Origin of the sequence: Novosphingobium sp. B1 (genome assembly GCF_900176395.1) — a bacterium.
Classification (GTDB): Bacteria; Pseudomonadota; Alphaproteobacteria; order Sphingomonadales; family Sphingomonadaceae; genus Novosphingobium.
In genome coordinates this window covers 1-16,011 of the sequence record NZ_FWXL01000006.1, presented here as the reverse complement: position 1 = coordinate 16,011, position 16,011 = coordinate 1, and the positions used below count along the sequence as shown (strand labels likewise).

The 16,011-nt window shown below is 58.1% G+C and carries 12 protein-coding genes, 1 tRNA gene and 2 pseudogenes; 10 read left to right on the top strand and 5 right to left on the bottom strand.

The window, feature by feature from the left end:
* Positions 1-135: 135 nt before the first annotated feature.
* Together B9A23_RS11820 and B9A23_RS23525 are read left to right on the top strand one after the other, a co-directional pair.
* Positions 136-212 (top strand) — tRNA-Arg (locus B9A23_RS11820).
* A gap of 472 nt (positions 213-684) precedes the next feature.
* Positions 685-1,827, top strand: coding sequence for a sugar transferase (locus B9A23_RS23525; protein WP_139797441.1), 1,143 nt, complete (start codon positions 685-687; stop codon positions 1,825-1,827).
* On the opposite strand, the pseudogene B9A23_RS22265 reads toward B9A23_RS23525, so the two are convergent.
* A pseudogene (locus B9A23_RS22265) lies at positions 1,754-1,906 on the bottom strand (sugar phosphate nucleotidyltransferase); the annotation flags it as partial. The gene B9A23_RS23525 and the pseudogene B9A23_RS22265 sit on opposite strands and share 74 nt — an antisense overlap.
* Before the next feature lie 466 nt (positions 1,907-2,372).
* Between B9A23_RS22265 and B9A23_RS11810 the strand changes: the two are divergent.
* The 5 genes from B9A23_RS11810 to B9A23_RS11790 all read left to right on the top strand — a co-directional run bounded on the left by B9A23_RS11810 (position 2,373) and on the right by B9A23_RS11790 (position 8,757).
* Complete coding sequence (locus tag B9A23_RS11810; protein ID WP_084279272.1) at positions 2,373-2,876, top strand: acyltransferase family protein; 504 nt, start codon at positions 2,373-2,375, stop codon at positions 2,874-2,876.
* Positions 2,877-2,984: 108 nt separating this feature from the next.
* The gene (locus tag B9A23_RS11805; RefSeq protein WP_139797440.1) at positions 2,985-3,434 is read left to right on the top strand and encodes an acyltransferase family protein; all 450 of its coding nucleotides are present in this window, start codon (positions 2,985-2,987) and stop codon (positions 3,432-3,434) included.
* 560 nt (positions 3,435-3,994) lie between these two features.
* A complete protein-coding gene (locus B9A23_RS11800) occupies positions 3,995-5,254 on the top strand; it encodes a tyrosine-type recombinase/integrase (protein WP_084279270.1) in 1,260 nt (419 codons plus the stop codon).
* Positions 5,255-5,428: 174 nt separating this feature from the next.
* Positions 5,429-6,541, top strand: a complete 1,113-nt coding sequence (locus tag B9A23_RS11795; RefSeq protein WP_084279268.1) for an AAA family ATPase — start codon at positions 5,429-5,431, stop codon at positions 6,539-6,541.
* Positions 6,538-8,757 carry a S8 family peptidase gene (locus tag B9A23_RS11790; RefSeq protein WP_084279267.1) on the top strand — a complete coding sequence of 740 codons (2,220 nt, stop codon included), beginning with the start codon at positions 6,538-6,540 and terminating at the stop codon, positions 8,755-8,757. The genes B9A23_RS11795 and B9A23_RS11790 overlap by 4 nt, the downstream gene beginning before the upstream one ends.
* Before the next feature lie 39 nt (positions 8,758-8,796).
* Here the strand turns inward: B9A23_RS11790 and B9A23_RS11785 are convergent, their stop codons facing one another.
* The 3 genes from B9A23_RS11785 to B9A23_RS11775 form a co-directional block, all read right to left on the bottom strand.
* Entirely contained in the window at positions 8,797-10,293 is a 1,497-nt protein-coding gene (locus B9A23_RS11785; protein WP_084279265.1) for a hypothetical protein, read from the bottom strand.
* A gap of 63 nt (positions 10,294-10,356) precedes the next feature.
* Positions 10,357-10,998 carry a hypothetical protein gene (locus tag B9A23_RS11780; RefSeq protein ID WP_217806603.1) on the bottom strand — a complete coding sequence of 214 codons (642 nt, stop codon included), beginning with the start codon at positions 10,996-10,998 and terminating at the stop codon, positions 10,357-10,359.
* A gap of 77 nt (positions 10,999-11,075) precedes the next feature.
* Entirely contained in the window at positions 11,076-12,362 is a 1,287-nt protein-coding gene (locus B9A23_RS11775; protein WP_084279263.1) for a YiiX/YebB-like N1pC/P60 family cysteine hydrolase, read from the bottom strand.
* Between B9A23_RS11775 and B9A23_RS11770 the strand changes: the two genes are divergently transcribed.
* The gene (locus B9A23_RS11770; protein ID WP_217806602.1) at positions 12,328-13,788 is read left to right on the top strand and encodes a hypothetical protein; all 1,461 of its coding nucleotides are present in this window, start codon (positions 12,328-12,330) and stop codon (positions 13,786-13,788) included. The genes B9A23_RS11775 and B9A23_RS11770 overlap by 35 nt on opposite strands.
* A 187-nt stretch (positions 13,789-13,975) precedes the next feature.
* On the opposite strand, the gene B9A23_RS22260 is transcribed toward B9A23_RS11770, so the two are convergent.
* Entirely contained in the window at positions 13,976-14,206 is a 231-nt protein-coding gene (locus tag B9A23_RS22260) for a hypothetical protein (protein ID WP_139797439.1), read from the bottom strand.
* On the opposite strand from B9A23_RS22260, the gene B9A23_RS11765 reads away from it, so the two are divergent.
* On the top strand, positions 14,205-15,398 hold the full coding sequence (locus tag B9A23_RS11765; RefSeq protein ID WP_084279259.1) for a DUF932 domain-containing protein: 1,194 nt from the start codon (positions 14,205-14,207) through the stop codon (positions 15,396-15,398). The genes B9A23_RS22260 and B9A23_RS11765 overlap by 2 nt on opposite strands.
* 126 nt (positions 15,399-15,524) lie before the next feature.
* Positions 15,525-15,917: pseudogene (locus tag B9A23_RS11760) on the top strand (ParB/Srx family N-terminal domain-containing protein); the annotation flags it as partial.
* Positions 15,918-16,011 lie beyond the last annotated feature (94 nt).

Here is a 16,011-nt window from a genome sequence, read left to right as displayed (position 1 = left end):
CGTCCGCCAAGGGCAGGGGCTCAGACGCTTTGATTGAATTTTGGAGATCCTGGCGAGTGCTTTCAGGGATTTAGGCTTGGAGCCAAATGGGCTTCACACCGCAAAAATTTCCGCGTAAGCACCGCGCAAGCAGATGCACCCGTAGCTCAGCTGGATAGAGTGTCGCCCTCCGAAGGCGAAGGCCACTGGTTCGAATCCAGTCGGGTGCGCCAGCTTCTCCAATTTTGTTGTAGAACTGCCTGTGTTTTCTGGGGAAGCCTGCCCAGACCTAAGCCGCTTCGCTCTTGGCGGCCGCTCTTTCGCCCCTTGGCCAGATCAGGATGGCATGGCGCTTTTAGAAACGGCTTTATCTTAACACCTTGAAGCCATGAATGTTCTGGATCGCCATCCCTTTGCGCTAGGCTGACAGGCGCCCCACAGCACGATTGAAGCTGTTTTACGATCATGCTGATACGGCTTACAAAGGCCACCACTTCTCCATACCCGAGCAATGCTGCAGCGCGGCAAATCCTTGTAGTGTTGCGGGTAAATGGCCTTTCTGATGCGCCGTTTGCCATAAACACTTGCCAAAACGGGTGTACTTCGTATTTTCCGCAACGCAACAAACCAGTGTCCGCAGAACCGGGAAAGCCGGACGGCTGCCGCCAACAGATGTAGAATAAGCACTTTTAGCGAGACGCTTGCATGACGCAGTACGTTCCGACCGACGCGCTGACCAAGACAGCTGACCGCCGTCGGATAACGCTGCCGCTCGCGCCTCGGCTGGAACAGCGCAGGCTCCAGTTTTTTCTTGCGCTTCTGCTGCTTGACGGTTTCGCAGTGATAGGGGGACTGTGCACTGCAAGCTGGCTTTACCTGGGCAACTTTGCGGATGAAAGTTCGCTTCTGCACGGCCAGGTTCTGGTGCCGATTTATTGGACTGTAGCGCTTAGCATACAGGTCTATTCGCTTGAGGCGCTACGCAACCTTCAGTTTGCCCGTACACGCGCCGCGTTATCGCTGTTTGGGGCCGAGAGCGCCCTGCTCTTCGTTGGGTTTGCAACGAAGAGCACGGACAACTTTTCGCGTGTTTCCGGCTTGCTTGGCTTGCTGTTCGGTCTTTTGCTGTTGTTGTGGGTGCGCAGCCTGATCCGTCCAGTGATCAAGGCGGGTTGCGGCGAATCAGGTATCAACGTCTTGCTGATCGACGATGGCGGCCCGGCTCTGCGTGTAAAACATGCCTATCACATCGATGCGCGGGAGCACCATCTGGCGCCGGATCTGTCCGACCCGCACATGATGGACAGGCTTGGTCTGTACATGATGAACATGGACCGGGTCATGGTCACTTGCCCACAGGACTCGCGCGCTGCCTGGGCCCTGGTATTCAAGAGTGCGAATGTTTCCGGCGAAATCCTTGACCCCGACGTGAAAGCCCTCGGCGTGTTGGGTGCGCGGCGCGAAAAGGACTACGGCGCGCTCATCGTTGCCAATGGCCCGCTCGGATTGCGCTCGCGTGCGCTGAAGCGCGCGCTTGATACCATGCTGGCTGGCAGCGCCATTATTGCGTTGGCTCCGTTGCTGCTTCTTGTCGCCGCACTGATAAAACTGGAGGACGGCGGGCCGGTGTTCTTCGTGCAGAAGCGGACGGGCCGCGGAAATCGCTTTTTCCCGATATACAAGTTCCGTTCCATGCGAGTAGAGAAACTGGATTCGGCGGGCAATCGCTCAGCCTGCAAGAACGATGACCGCGTGACACGCAAGACCAGCATCGACGAATTGCCGCAGTTGATAAATGTCTTGCGGGGTCAAATGTCGATATCATTGGCTTGTCGAAGACGGGCATGAGTTGCTTCGAAACGCCGCGAGTCAGCGGGTACAAACGTGTCCCAGAGCCGCCTGCAAGAATTATTCCCTTGCGATTCATATCTCAGACCTCAACGTTCACACCGTAACACGACATCTTTGCCGCGCTGCAACAAGCTCGCCGCTACCGCATTGCAGCACCCCACGAATTGGTCAACACCATATTGAACGCAATCTCGGCTAGAGGCTGGCAGCAGGTTTGGGACGATAACGGTTCTTTTAAAAAGCCGCGCTTTCCTTAAAATTTGCCATGGCCTGCTATCGCCGCCCTCGAACCTTCATCCAGTTCCGATAGATTTTCTGCATGTCTGTGCCGCCCCCATCGCCTGTCCACAGAGACCCAAACCTTTGGCCCGGTCTGCGCACTGAAGGCTGACCAGTTCCTATACGGGCGCCTGACTCGCCGGGGGGGGGCCAACATCATGCCAGAGGCAAGGCATGGAGTGGCCAACTCTGGCTCCCGGTAGCCAGCGGTTCAGCTAATCGATATTTCTGCCAATGCTACGTATATCGGGCAGGAGATATGAATGGGGCTACGCAGCGATAAGATAGAAGGCATTCAGTTGCTGCGCGCCCTCGCCGCTTCCATTGTTGCATTTACGCACCTTGCATTCGGATTTGCCAATCATATCGGGCCAGGTTTGGGACTAGCACGTGCGAGTGGCCACGCATCTCAAGTAGCTGTAGCCCTGTTCTTTATAGTTTCCGGGTTCATCATGGTGATCGCATCGGAAGATCTCTTCGGCACATCAGGCGCTTCGCGCACGTTCTGGACAAAGCGATGCGTCCGCATTTTTCCGGCATACTGGCTCGCCAGCAGCCTGCTCGCAGTCATCTTCGTAATTTTGCATAAACCCTTTAAGATAAACGAATTTTTCCTTTCGCTGCTGCTAATTCCTTATCCCAACGATCAATTCATTGGTCGGCCAATTTTCTTTTTATGGCCCGGCTGGACGCTTTTCTATGAAATCATCTTTTATGTCTTGTTTGGCATCGGGATATCCCGCGGGCGAAATTTTTCCATAGTATGAACATTTATTTTTATACTCCTGATTATACTGCTTGGTGTATTCTCCACAAACCAAAGCGTCTTCATTTCGAGCCTGACGCAACCTGTGTTGCTAATGTTTACTCTGGGCATGACACTTGCGCTCGTCAAAAGTCTGCGTGAATTGCCAATACTGTGGCGCTTTATCGCGCTTGCTGGTGGGGTAATGGCGTACGCTTACGTTCCCGCACCGCCTGCATCCCCCGCTCTTGGGTTCGAGTACGTCGTGTGGGCAGGCCTGCCTGCCTTGCTGTTTTCGATTGCCGTGCTTGGCGGACCACTGCGCTTCCGCTGCTTTGGCGCGATCGATCAACTTGGCAATATCAGCTACAGCGCCTACCTCCTGCACGTCCCATTGGCGCATGCCTGGATCAACATCTTCCCTTTACGATTGGGCGCATGGCCCTTTCTGATATCGTCGATAGCTCTGCTATACGGTGTGAGCCTGCTCAATTTCCGCTATTTCGAGCAACCGACGATGCTGTGGCTCAACCGGCTCCTGCTGGGTCGCCTCAGCCGTCGACCGGCAAGCGCGATATGACCGCTCCATAGCGAACTCTTCACAGGTCAATTGAAGCAGGGCAGGCCTCGAGTCCTGGCATCAGTTGCGAATGCGAGTGGACGTTCTCCGGCCGAGCGCGGAGGCTAACCATAGTCTCTACCAGAACGGCTCGCTTGGCCGAGTGCTTGGAGATTCGCAATCGGCACGATCAATCGAGACTGCGCTGGGATCGCGCGCGACCAGTCTTGAGAAGAATGCGGATTGTCGACACCAGGGCGCGTGCGATGAAATAACGGCGCCAGGACCTCGCGAGCTACACGAGGTGCAGATGCCTGGTTTTCCTGAGGAAAACTGGAGCGGGCGAAGGGATTCGAACCCTCGACCCCAACCTTGGCAAAATGCCGGATTGCATCTGCCGAGAGCACTCCAGAGCCCGCTATTGAACTCTATCCTTCTGAATGTACGCGCAAATATCGAAACGGCGCTACGCCAGGACTACCCGATTCCAACCTGTCGTTTCTTCCCGCTCGCTTACATTGTGCGTACATTGCCAAGGACTCCGGCTTGTGTAAGCAAAACGTCCGAAAGGACAAGCCGGCATGGGCAAGCTCACCAAGACAGCAATCGACGCGCTCGCGATCCCTGCGAAGGGACAGGCGTTCCTGTGGGATTCGGAGCTGCGCGGATTTGGCGTCCGCGTCATCCCGTCAGGCCTCAAGGCATTCGTGCTTCAATACCGGAACGAGGAAGGGCGCAGCCGCAGGATCGTGATCGGTAGGTATGGCGTCCTCACCGTCGAGCAGGCGCGCAAGCAGGCGATCTTGAAGTTGGCAGCGGTCGTCGGCGGTGCTGACCCGGCCGAGGAGCGAGCGCAGTCCAGGGCGGCCATCACGATCCGGGAAGTCTGCAATTGGTATCTCGAGAACGCCGAAGCCGGGATGATCCTCGGTCGCAAGCACAGGCCGATCAAGGCTTCGACGCTGGCCATGGATCGCAGCCGGATCGAGACGCATATCGTGCCTTTGATCGGCACTCGGCAAGTCCGCGCCTTGCGCATCGCCGACATCGAAAAGATGCAGATGGACATCGTTGCTGGAAAGACGGCCAAACCCCGGAAGGAAGGTGGGCGCGGTGGCAAGGCTGCGGGTGGGCCGGGCGTTGCCGGACGCGCCGTCTCGACGCTGCAAAGCCTCCTTTCCCATGCGCTTCGCTATGACATCGTCGAGAACAATCCCGCAGCGGGCGTTCGCAAGATCGCCGGCAAGCCCCGCACGCGCCGGCTCAATGCAACTGAGATCCGTGCCCTCGGCGAAGCAATGGAAATCGCCGAACGGAACGGAGAAAATCCGACTGGCCTCGCCGCAGTCCGAGCGCTGCTGCTCACCGGCTACCGCATTTCTGAGGTCATCGGCATGGAACGGAGTTGGCTCCACTCTGACCGCGGATATGTCCACTTCCCAGACACCAAGACCGACGGGCAAGTGCGGCCGATCGGTCAAGCTGCAATCCGGTTGCTTAAAGGTCTGCCAGAGAAGCGCGGCCTGTCGCTTTTCTTCCCGTCGGATTTTGTGGACCGTCCCTACTCGGGCGTTCCTGAAACCCTGCGCGCCTTGTGTGCCATCGCAGGGATCAAGGGCGTCACACCCCATGTGCTGCGTCACACCTTCGGAAGTGTCGCGGGCGACATGGGCTTTTCGGAACTGACCATCAAAGCTCTGCTCGGCCATAGCGCGAGGGGATCAACGCAGAATTACGTCCACATCGACGAAGCCTTGCGGTTGGCGGTTGAGCGGGTTTCGTCGAAAATCGACCAACTGCTAAAACGTGAAAATGCCGTCGTCCTGGAATGGGCCGCGTAGTCACCTTACGGCAGACCTCCCAGAGGATGCCCTGCAAGTCCATTAAATTGTACGTTATATCAATGGTCTAGAATCTAAATGGACTAATTTTATCATCGCGGGTTGAAAATTAGTCCATTCTTTGCCACACACCTCGGATAACTCAAAGCCGGGGAAGTCGACGTCGTGGAAAAAATGGTTGAGGATTTCATTCAAATGGCCCGGATCGGTCTATCCGGTCGCACGCAAGACGTGCAGTCGCTCATCCATCGCATTTCGAAGCGCTACCGTACGGCATCTCCCGAGTTGTCGGCCGCACTGACTGACCTGCTGCGCCAGGCTCCGACCCGTTCCTCTCCATTGCGGAGGGCCAGCGAGGTCGCACTTCCAGTGGACGTGGATTCGAGGTTTCAATTGCTACGGGTCGAGGAGTCTCCCTTCCTTGATCACGAGCCTGTGTTTGCAAGCGATGTCCAATCCGCACTTGACGCGCTTGTTTCAGAGCGACGGGAAGAAATCGTCCTGCGGGAGGCCGGGCTTGAGCCGGTACGATCGGCAATTTTCACCGGGCCGCCTGGGGTTGGTAAGACTTTGGCGGCGCGTTGGGTTGCCAGAGCTCTTGGCCGCCCGTTGTTGATTCTGGATCTGTCGGCCGTAATGAGCAGCTACCTTGGTCGGACGGGGTCCAATCTTCGCCACGTGCTCGATTACGCCAAGTCCATCGACTGTGTGCTTCTGCTCGACGAACTCGATGCAATCGCCAAACGTCGCGACGACCGTGGCGAGATCGGCGAGCTCAAGCGCCTCGTGACAGTCCTGTTGCAGCAACTCGACGACTGGCCCGCTTCTGGACTTCTGATTGCTGCTACAAATCACGCCGACTTGCTCGATCCGGCTATCTGGCGCCGCTTTGAGCTTGCCGTCGAGTTTCCCCTGCCCACTCCTGCCAGCGCCGCACGTTTCATCGCCGTAGAATTGGATGGTTTGAGCGAAAAATCTGAAGCTTGGGCCGATATCCTGGCGTCAGCCTTGGCGGGTCAATCGTTCAGCGACATTGATCGACATCTCAAGGCCGCACGACGGGCTGCAGCACTTCAGCGCACCCCGGTAGACGAACAGCTTTTGGGTTTGCTGCAACTGGACTCCCTGTCAAAGGATCAGCGGATAGCGTTCGCGACATCGCTCGTTGACCATGGGTTCTCAACCCAGCGCCAGGCAGCCGAACTCACTGGTGTCTCGCGTGATACAATTCGGTCCCACAGCGCCGCTGGTCCGGCGCATCCTGGTCGAAAGAGGAAAGTCGGATGAAACGGAACTTCTTGCTCGGCAAAGGTGAACGACTGGCCGAGGACATCACCGTTCGTGGGGGTGGTGGGCCAAAGGAAGCTCCATACACATTCTTCGAAGCCCGCCAGCGGCTAACTCCGATGCTGCAAAAGGCATCCTCGCAGATCGATGCCCTACCTGATGCGGCCTGTCCGAACGAACAGGCCGTTGTGGGTCTGACGCTCAATCCCGAATATCTCTCGAAGTCAGCCTATCCGCTTGAACTGCTGAAGGCTGCGGGTGTCACGCCTGTTGGCAGTCGTCCCCGCCGAATCACGCCAGAGCGGCGCTCACGGAATCGAGCACCTTCCGAGACGCTAACTACCGAACTCTTTGTTATGGCCCCTCGGGCGACCTTCAGAAACTGGGGGGCGTTGTTGCCGTCTCTGGCAGAGAATGCACCCGGCGCGAAGGACCTAGCATCCCTCGAGGACATCGAGGCTCCCGGCCCCGAAGACAAGATCAAAGGTAAGTTGCCTGATGCTCAAGAAGCGGTGTTCGAGGTCGTCTTGCACGCCGACTCGCTGACCGGTGACAGGTTTGTCCTTCCCTATTTTCAACAATACCTCGCACACCTCGGGGTCGAATCTGACTTCCGGCGGCGCTTTTATGTGGGCGGCTTGTGCTTTCTCGAACTCGACGCCCCGGTGGACCTAGCCGATGAGATTGCGACCTTTACCGTGGTGCGAGCGCTGCGGGAAATGCCGCGTTTGCGCATGCTTCGCCCAACGATCCGCGCCGCCACTTTGCCAGGCCAATCGTTGATCCTGCCGACCGCACCAGCCATCGATCCGTCGATCAGGGTTGCAGTCTTTGATGGCGGGGTTCCGGACGGGCACCCCTTGACCTCCTGGGTCACCCCAATTGAGGCCCATGGCATCGGCCCGGCCCACAGCGAGTTTCTGAAGCACGGCATTGGAGTTTCGTCGGCGCTCTTGTTTGGGCATCTCGACCCCAAGGTGCCTCCCGCAGTGCCCTACGCAAATATCGACCACTACCGGGTCCTCGATACCGATCCCGGACAAAATCCGCATGAATTGTTCGACGTACTTGATCGCATTGAACGCGTCTTGACCGACCAGCCCTACGAGTTTGTGAACCTTAGTCTGGGGCCTCGCCTTCCGATTGAAGACGACGATGTGCATGCTTGGACAGCAGTGCTCGACGACAGACTGGCTCGCACCGACACCTTGGCGGCCATTGCTGTCGGCAACGATGGAGAAGGCGATGCCCTTCTTGGTTTGAACCGCATCCAGGTCCCCGCTGATTGCGTCAATGCCCTCGCGGTTGGCGCATGCGATACACCTGACACCGATTGGCAGCGCGCTGCATACAGCTCCGTAGGTCCAGGCCGTAGCCCTGGGCTTATGAAGCCGGATCTCGTCGATTTTGGCGGCTCGCTCGGCCGACCGTTTCTTGTTGTAGGCGAAGGGCTGACCCCTGAATTCGACGCTACAGGTGGCACGTCGTTTGCGGCGCCCAGCGTGCTTAGGCTTGGGACAGGAATCAAAGCACACTTTGGCTCGGGGCTGAACCTGCTGGCCATTCGGACATTGCTCATCCACAGCACCGAGTGCGCCGATCATTCGCGGCAGGAGGTGGGCTGGGGCCGTGTCCCGCGCGACCTCGCAACCATTGTCCTGTGTGACGATGACACAATCCGGATCGTATATCAGGGGACGATCTCGCCAGCACGGTATATCCGGATTCCGGTACCCGTTCCCCCGGGCGAGTTGACCGGCAATGTCTCGATCAAGGCTACCTTGTGTTACAAGACACCGACCGACCCGCACCATCCCGGCAATTATACACGCGCGGGCTTGGAACTGACTTTCCGCCCTCATGATCAGAAGTTCTCGCGTGAAACTCAGTTGCATCCTGACTCAAAGAGTTTCTTCGGCACGACCGTGAACGGTATGACCGAGGACGAGTTGCGCAAAGATGCCTGGAAATGGGAAAACTGCCTGCACGCAACAAAGTCTTTCAGAGGCAGCAGCCTTCGCAATCCAACGTTCGACCTACATTACAATGCGCGGCTGGAAGGTAGGGACTTCCGACCCGACGAACCGCTGTCATACGCGATGATCATCACGGTAAAAGCGCGCAATACTCTTGATCTATATGATCAGGTGGTGCGCAAATACGCGACCCAGTTGGAACCAATCCGCCCTGTGGTGGACATTCCAATCCAGCTTTGAATTAGGCGCCGCAATTGGCTCGACTACCTCTATGAGCCATCACAATCCGTCGAGGCGCTCTCGCTCGTGAAGCAGCCAATCAAAGACTTCCTCGGCATTCCAGTCGGGAAGATCTCCCGATTGCGTCAAGTCTGTGATCGCGTGCTGCCTTGCGATAGTCGGGGGCAACCCTCGCCCATCGACATATTGCGACAGGCGCAACGATGCTTCGCTAGCGTGCCTACAATGTGACCAAAAATCGTCAGCGGCGCTCGACCATGAACTGCTCGTCTCGATCGCTTCTCGCAACTGCTCGTCGCTGACATCATGACGGCAATTCGGCCTGGCTTCTCCGACCTGCGATCGGACAACGTCCGGCGACAGGCAGTTCTCACCCCCGCGACCATCCCCTTTGAGCTTGCACGCATCAGTCATGACGAGTCTGCAATCCTGGCAGATGGTGATCTTGACGTATGATCCGAAAATCGGCCTTTCAGCCCTGTAGGCTGAGCGAAACGCCAAGGCGCGCTCATTCATTTCTTCACGATAGTCACAGATCTCGTGAATGTGGCCGGTCCATCGCCCCTTCCCGGAAATGCGCATGATCTCTAGCCTCGAGCGCGAACAGCAGGCGCAGCGCCAGTCCGCAGCGGCCCTGCTCCAGGGTCCCGGCTTTTGCATGCCTCGATCAAAGTCCGTGAATTCCTCCAGTGTCGGGGTCCGAACACGCGTTGCGCGTGACTTCTTCAGTGCGGACCTATGACCGTCACCGGCACATGACCTTGCGCGCAATGCCTCCCACAGTGGCGGCAGCCTGCCTCTGGCACCAAGCTGGCCGGTTGCAAGACTCAGAAACATGCAGGCATCCTGGTCGCCGACCAAGTTGTATGAATCGTTGTATTGTTCACGGTCGTGCAAACCGAGGGTCAATCGCCCCGCTATTTGTTCGACGAAAACGAGGCGCTGCTGGAAGTCCGCGTCGGCCTTCGCCCAAATCGCCAAGCCCCTTTCGAAATTGAGTTCGTGGGCACAGTTGGGACGGGCATCGACAAATGCGCCAATTTCGCTGGGGCTAAAGCTGAAGTCGCGATGGACGCGACCACCGAGATCCTTTTTCATCGCTGCGTCAGCCGCATTGCAATCCATGCATACCAGGGTCTCGGCGAAGCGCTCGACCAAGGGCAGGACCGCAGCGCAAGCGCGTTTGCGCTGTGTATAGAGGGGGTCTGTGTTGTCCAACCACGCGGTCTCCCGCAGAATTCTTGCGGCGAGATCGCCCAAATGATCGTGATGGCGTTCAAGCTGGCACAGAATGACGCCGCTTTCGGTCTTCCTGGCAATGTCGATCTTTTTTCTGCCGCACGCCGGGCAACGCCACGCAAGCGAGGTCATCGCCCATGCTTCGTTGATGTTCATTCGCTCAGTTTCAAAGTCGCTTTTCAACACCTGCGACAATGCACTCCACTTGCCATCGCTATGCCTGGTCAGTGGATGTTGGCGAACCTCGTCGTCTTCCATCGAGGCAAAATCAGGAACGTGAACGGTGATCTCAGGCATGACCCTTCGTGATCGGAATTGCCGTACAGATCAATCGATGCGCGCCCATTTGACCTAAGCCCTTCACCGCAATTTCTTGAACGCCCAGAGGTGCATATAGATCTCGGCCAGTTCCACCGCCCGTTGGGTTGAGAACCCTGCCTTGGTCAGATGGGACCGCAACAGGTAATCGGGGATTTCCTGTCGGCCTTCACGAACCAACGCATAGAAACGCTGCCAATCGTAGAAGTGGAGCGACGAGGTGTTCGCGAGAATGGTGAAGCGCTCGAGCAAAGTCGTCGTTCGCTCACTCATTGCAAAGGCCTTGCCATGGCGCGCACCTATCCGCAGGCGATATCGCGAGCCGAACTCTCGATTGTACTGCCTGAGCAATTCGCCAGCTAAACCGTGCGCCGCCTCGATATAGACCGCCTTGGTCGGCGGATCCGGCAACCATCGCGCCGCCCGCATCTCGACGTTCACCCGACCAGGCCGGTCGTCGTAGGCAATCAGTTGAAAGCCATGTCCCTCGTGAATGCTCTCGCCGATGAGCCGGAAATTCACGATGTCGGTCCGGCGTTGTCCTGGATGAATACAGTGGCGTTCGACTTCGAATTTGTCGGATTCTTCACCCAACCTTGCCATTCGTTCAAGGAATTCGACCAATTCAACGCACACTGCGACATCAATGTTGGGGAGTAGCTCAGCCATAACGGCACTTTGCATCGAGAAATCGCCGGCATCCAGCTTGCATTGAACCGGTGAGCAAATTCCACATCATGACGGGAAACGAGAACGACGATCTAGTCCATGGCTTCCAATATCTCGCCGAACCCCCTCCTGATCACCAAGCAATCATCGCACAGCCGTAAAGACGGTACGCCCGGCATCGCTTCTGCAGCATTCGCAATCCGGTAGTCATTTGCGGGGTCGCCGCACGACGAGCAGACTTCAAATGATTGCTCACTGCTGATCGACATACGTGCGATTGCGCCAAGACGCGGTTCGACCCGATCTACAATTGAGAACCAGAGCGGTGTGTGCGGTACAATCCTCTCGAGGTGTTGATCGATATCTTCCGGGAAATGCTTTGCCAGCCATTGCCGCGCTGTCTCAACGCGCCGTTCGTGGTCACGAACGAGGGTCTGATAGAGCTCGATCAACAAGCCAACTGTCTCGCGGGGACTTTCCTGCTGTGACGCTTCATAATGTGCGAGATTGACCGAGAAGCGTAATCCGCCGGAGTAATACTCGCGGATTGTGCCGACGCAGTACGCCCTCATATCCGCGAAGAGCCGCGGTTCTGCGGCCTCCTCCATCAACGCTAGATCGTACCGATAAGGGTGGGCAGATAGTTCGTGTCCCCAAAGATCCAGGTAGCCTGATGTACGATATGCATCGGCAATTGCCGCATCCCACTCGGCGTGCTCGCGCACCACCCGATCGACGTCGGTGAAGTTTTCCACTTCCGGGTCAAGCGAACGGACAAAGGCCAGGATTTCATTTTGCGCCTCGCGCATCAGCTGCAGGGGATTTGACCGCTTCGACATTGCGGCAACCTCTTCGGCGGACACCGGGACGGTAATGTCGTCCAATTCCTGCAGTAGACCGCTCTTTCGCAGCTCTTCAGGCGTGCAATAATCCTGATCTGCGACGAGAAGGATCCCAACACTGGCATAAGCTCTGGCTACCAGCCGCGAGCAGAATTGCCTTCTGCCGCGAGGCTTCCCAATAGGAGCGACTGAACGCGCAGCTTCGATTTTGGAGTATCGTGTTCCGATCTCGGACCGCGCGAAGTCAACGACTTTCTGGATTTCGAGCGGCGGCAGGGCCTCGCGCAACCGAAAAGCGATCAACTGCTCATCGTCGCTGAAGAACTCGCGCTGAAGATTCCGGGCCTGCACGCCCTCTGACGTTGAGTCGATGATCGACCCATGTTGAACGCAGATCATCGCGTGCGACACCTCGCCCTTACTTGCCACCCTGACCAGCTTTCCGGTCGGGCTCTTGCTGGCAGTAAGAATAATGTCGCCAGGTTGCAGCCTGTCGATATCGATGCACTTCATATTCGCTGGAACCGCGTCTGTCATCGCGGTACTGGACACAAAAACCCAAATTACTGCAATTGCTCAAATCATGATTGCAATCAGCCAGAAGCGTTTTGACGCGCTTGCGGGATACACTCGCCTGCCAGCCATTGTCCTGATCATCCAGGAAGCCGGCTGGTTCGCCACCGACGACGAGCGCTTGCTAGGCCTTGTTACCTGGGACCGGTTCGATAGGGACTACGGGTGGATCGTATTGGGCCGAGACGGTCGCGGGCGGTTTCGAGCAATCGATCAGAACGTCTCTTTTCCGAGCTTCGATGACGCGAAGGCACGGCTTAAAGCTGCACTCGAGAAGTATGCTGCGCTCCCCGACGAAGCATTTCATCAGGGCGACGAACAGGGTGCCCCGGTGGATTTCTTCACCCCCATTATCCCGGAGAACCGGATCAACAGCACTTTCAAGACGCTAATCGGTGAAGAGCGATTTTCGCCCGCGCGCGAACTCATTGGCGCGATGATGCCATTCTTCGAAGACGTAGATGGAAACTTCATCGAACAGTTTCAGACGACTGGCTTTGATCCGAGGCTGTGGGAGTTGTATCTGTTCGCAGCGTTCACCGAGCTCGGATACGCACATGAAGAAGGCGTAGCGGTGCCGGATCTGCTCTTGTCGAGCCCAGCGGGCCGCCTTGCCATAGAGGCCACCACCGTCAACCCACCACAGGTCGGCGCCGTCCCAGACCCGCAGACTGATGCTGAAATTCGGGCCTACCTTGAGAATTATGTTCAGATCAAACTGGCCCGGTCCCTCACTCGCAAACTTTACCACAAGCAGCGCTATTGGGACGCGGCCGGAATAGACGGCGCTCCATTTGTAATCGCTTTGCAGGATTTCCATGCCCCCGCAGCCATGACGCGCATTGTGCCCCTGGCCACCGAATATGTGTTCGGAGTGCGCCATTCGATTGTCGATGGCGCGCGCAAAATCGAACGCATTGTCGAACATGTCTATGGGGAAGCCCGCGTGGCCTCGAACTTCTTCGGGCTACCCGAAGCCGAGAATGTCAGCGCTGTTCTCCTAAATCCGCAGGGCACAATCACCAAATTCAATCGCCTTGGCTACATCGCCGGCTTTGGCAACCGGGATGTCCGGATGGTGCGCTCGGGGATCGCAAGGGGAGAACTCAATCCTGGGGATCCACGCCCGACAGAATTCCGGCATGACGTTCGAGATCCGAACTATTCAGAAAGCTGGATCGAAGGGGCAGTCGTCCTTCACAATCCCAACGCCCGCATACCGCTCGACCCGGACCTTATCCCCGGCGCCGCCCATGAGTTTCTCCAGCCCGACGGCAGCATCATGTCACTCTTGCCTGAATTCCAACCCTACATGTCGAGGACAAGCATTACGCTTGGTAGTGAATCGAGCGAAATCGATGACGCGAGTGCTGTGGATCAAGGAATTTAGGGGGAAAGCCTTCCCCTGAGCCGGAGCTGCTATGCGGTCTCCGGCTACCCCTTCGAGCGGGGACACCCCGCAACGCCCCGAGAAGCGGAGCGGTGCTGATGTCGCGCACGGTCCCGCGCGCCGTTCCTGCGCGCTCCTGCGGGCGCGGCGTTTGACGAGAAGGCCCGCACGCACTCTGAACCGGCGATCATGGTTTCATGTGCAGGCTTGGAAAGTCGACAAGCCCCGCCTTTGCGCCTGCACGAGCAAGGTCGTGACCTTCGCCTCTCTTCAGGGTGCGGTCTTCTGTCTTGGCAATCTCGCTGGCCGCTCGCGCGACGCCCAGCATCAGCAGGTAGAGTGAGAGGATAGCGGGCTTCGCCGTGACGGGATGAGGGTCGAGAGAGGCTCCCGGCCGACCGTCATGGAGATTTCCCATGAACATGCAGGTTCTCGATGCGCGCCGTGACGTCAGCGGCGGCTACAAGGTCGATGTGTCCCGCGGCTCTCATAATGGCCGCGTGTCATCGGAATGGTTCTCGCGGCCCGACGATGAGCGTTTCCTCTCGCTCGGCGATCTTGCCCGCTCGGTTCGCGGCCGATCAGAGCGCAGCCGGACCCGCGTCGTCGAAAGCGCGCTGATCCACGTCGAAGCAAACCGCAACGATCCGGAGCGCCTGGCGCTGAAACTGCCCGGCGCCGATGGGCCTGTCACGCCGACCCATTGGAGCTTCGGCCAGCTCGCAAGCCAGGTCGGTGCCCCCGCTGCCTATCTTCGCCAGCTTCCCGCGCCATTGGCGGCGATTAACCTGCAATACGGATTGACCTCGAACCGGACCGAGCAGATCAAGACACTGGAAACCGACAACGGCCACGTGGAGCTGCGCGCTGTCACCGGCCCCGATTATGGACGCATCTACGACCACGAACTGGTCGAAGCCGTGCAGAAGATTGCCGGCAACGGCACCGGCGATACCCGCTGGAAGGTGCCGGGTGTGCTCGACTGGTCGACCGGCGTATACAATCCCCGCGTCGACATCACGCGTGACACGACCACGCTCTACGCCTCGGATCGCGACGTCTTCCTGTTCCTGGTCGACGATCTCAACCCGATCGAGGCCGGACGCTTGCCCGACGGCTCGCCCGATCTCTACTTCCGCGGCTTCTACTGCTGGAACTCCGAGGTCGGGGCCAAGACGCTGGGCATGGCGAGCTTCTACCTCCGCGCCGTTTGCCAGAACCGGAACCTGTGGGGTGTCGAAGACTTCGAGGAAATCAGCATCCGCCACAGCAAATATGCGGCGAACCGTTTCGCGCACGAAGCCGCACCGGCGCTGGAAGGCTTCGCCAACTCCTCGCCGCTGCCCTTCGTCAACGGCATCAAGGCGGCGCGCGAGCGCATCGTTGCTCGCACCGACGAAGACCGCAGCGACTTCCTGCGGGCGCGCGGCTTCTCCAAGGCCGAGACTGGCAAGATCATCGAACGGGTGCTCGCCGAAGAAGACCGCCCACCGGAATCCATCTTCGATTTCGTGCAGGGCATCACGGCGCTGGCTCGCGACAAGGCCCATCAGGATGCCCGCCTCGATATGGAAGGCAAAGCTAAAAAGCTGCTCGACCGGGTCCACTGAGCCCGGACCATTCCCGTGTTGTTCCAGCGCGGCGCTGCCTTCTCAAGAGTGAGAGGGCGGCGCTTCGCTTCGTGACGGGTCGAGGCCGAGAGAGAGGCTCCCGGCGGCCCGTCATGGAGAACACCCATGACCAAGTCCCAAACCAAGTCACTTCCCAAGCTCGTGCTCAGTTCCTCGCGCGACATTCCCTTTTCCCAGCTGGTGCTGAGCCAGAAGAACGTCCGGCGCGTGAAGGCGGGCCTTTCGATCGAGGACCTGGCCGACGACATCTACCGCCGCACCCTGCTCCAGAGCCTCAACGTCCGAGCGATGCTGGATGATGATGGCAGGGAAACCGGCCAGTTCGAGGTCCCGGCCGGCGGCCGCCGTTTCCGCGCGCTCGAACTGCTGGTGAAAACCAAGCGGATGGCCAAGGATCAGCCGGTTCCCTGCGTGGTGCGCGAAGCCGGCATCGCCGAGGAAGACTCGCTCGCCGAGAACGTCATGCGCGTCGGGCTTCACCCACTCGACCAGTTCCGTGTAGATTTCCGCTGAGAATTGACCCGGTATTTCCATCGAGAATTGACCCGGGTGATGGTATGTCCCGCAGAGCGGGTTTTGGGTCAAGCTGGTG

Excerpts from the sequence above, each read along its gene's own strand:
- B9A23_RS11790 (WP_084279267.1), top strand. The coding sequence starts at position 6,538 with ATGAAACGGAACTTCTTGCTCGGCAAAGGTGAACGACTGGCCGAGGAC.
- B9A23_RS11800 (WP_084279270.1), top strand. The coding sequence starts at position 3,995 with ATGGGCAAGCTCACCAAGACAGCAATCGACGCGCTCGCGATCCCTGCG.
- B9A23_RS11810 (WP_084279272.1), top strand. The coding sequence starts at position 2,373 with ATGGGGCTACGCAGCGATAAGATAGAAGGCATTCAGTTGCTGCGCGCC.
- B9A23_RS22260 (WP_139797439.1), bottom strand. The coding sequence starts at position 14,206 with ATGGGAAATCTCCATGACGGTCGGCCGGGAGCCTCTCTCGACCCTCAT.
- B9A23_RS11785 (WP_084279265.1), bottom strand. The coding sequence starts at position 10,293 with ATGCCTGAGATCACCGTTCACGTTCCTGATTTTGCCTCGATGGAAGAC.
- B9A23_RS11765 (WP_084279259.1), top strand. The coding sequence starts at position 14,205 with ATGAACATGCAGGTTCTCGATGCGCGCCGTGACGTCAGCGGCGGCTAC.
- B9A23_RS11795 (WP_084279268.1), top strand. The coding sequence starts at position 5,429 with ATGGTTGAGGATTTCATTCAAATGGCCCGGATCGGTCTATCCGGTCGC.
- B9A23_RS11775 (WP_084279263.1), bottom strand. The coding sequence starts at position 12,362 with ATGACAGACGCGGTTCCAGCGAATATGAAGTGCATCGATATCGACAGG.
- B9A23_RS23525 (WP_139797441.1), top strand. The coding sequence starts at position 685 with ATGACGCAGTACGTTCCGACCGACGCGCTGACCAAGACAGCTGACCGC.
- B9A23_RS11780 (WP_217806603.1), bottom strand. The coding sequence starts at position 10,998 with ATGCAAAGTGCCGTTATGGCTGAGCTACTCCCCAACATTGATGTCGCA.
- B9A23_RS11770 (WP_217806602.1), top strand. The coding sequence starts at position 12,328 with ATGCACTTCATATTCGCTGGAACCGCGTCTGTCATCGCGGTACTGGAC.
- B9A23_RS11805 (WP_139797440.1), top strand. The coding sequence starts at position 2,985 with ATGACACTTGCGCTCGTCAAAAGTCTGCGTGAATTGCCAATACTGTGG.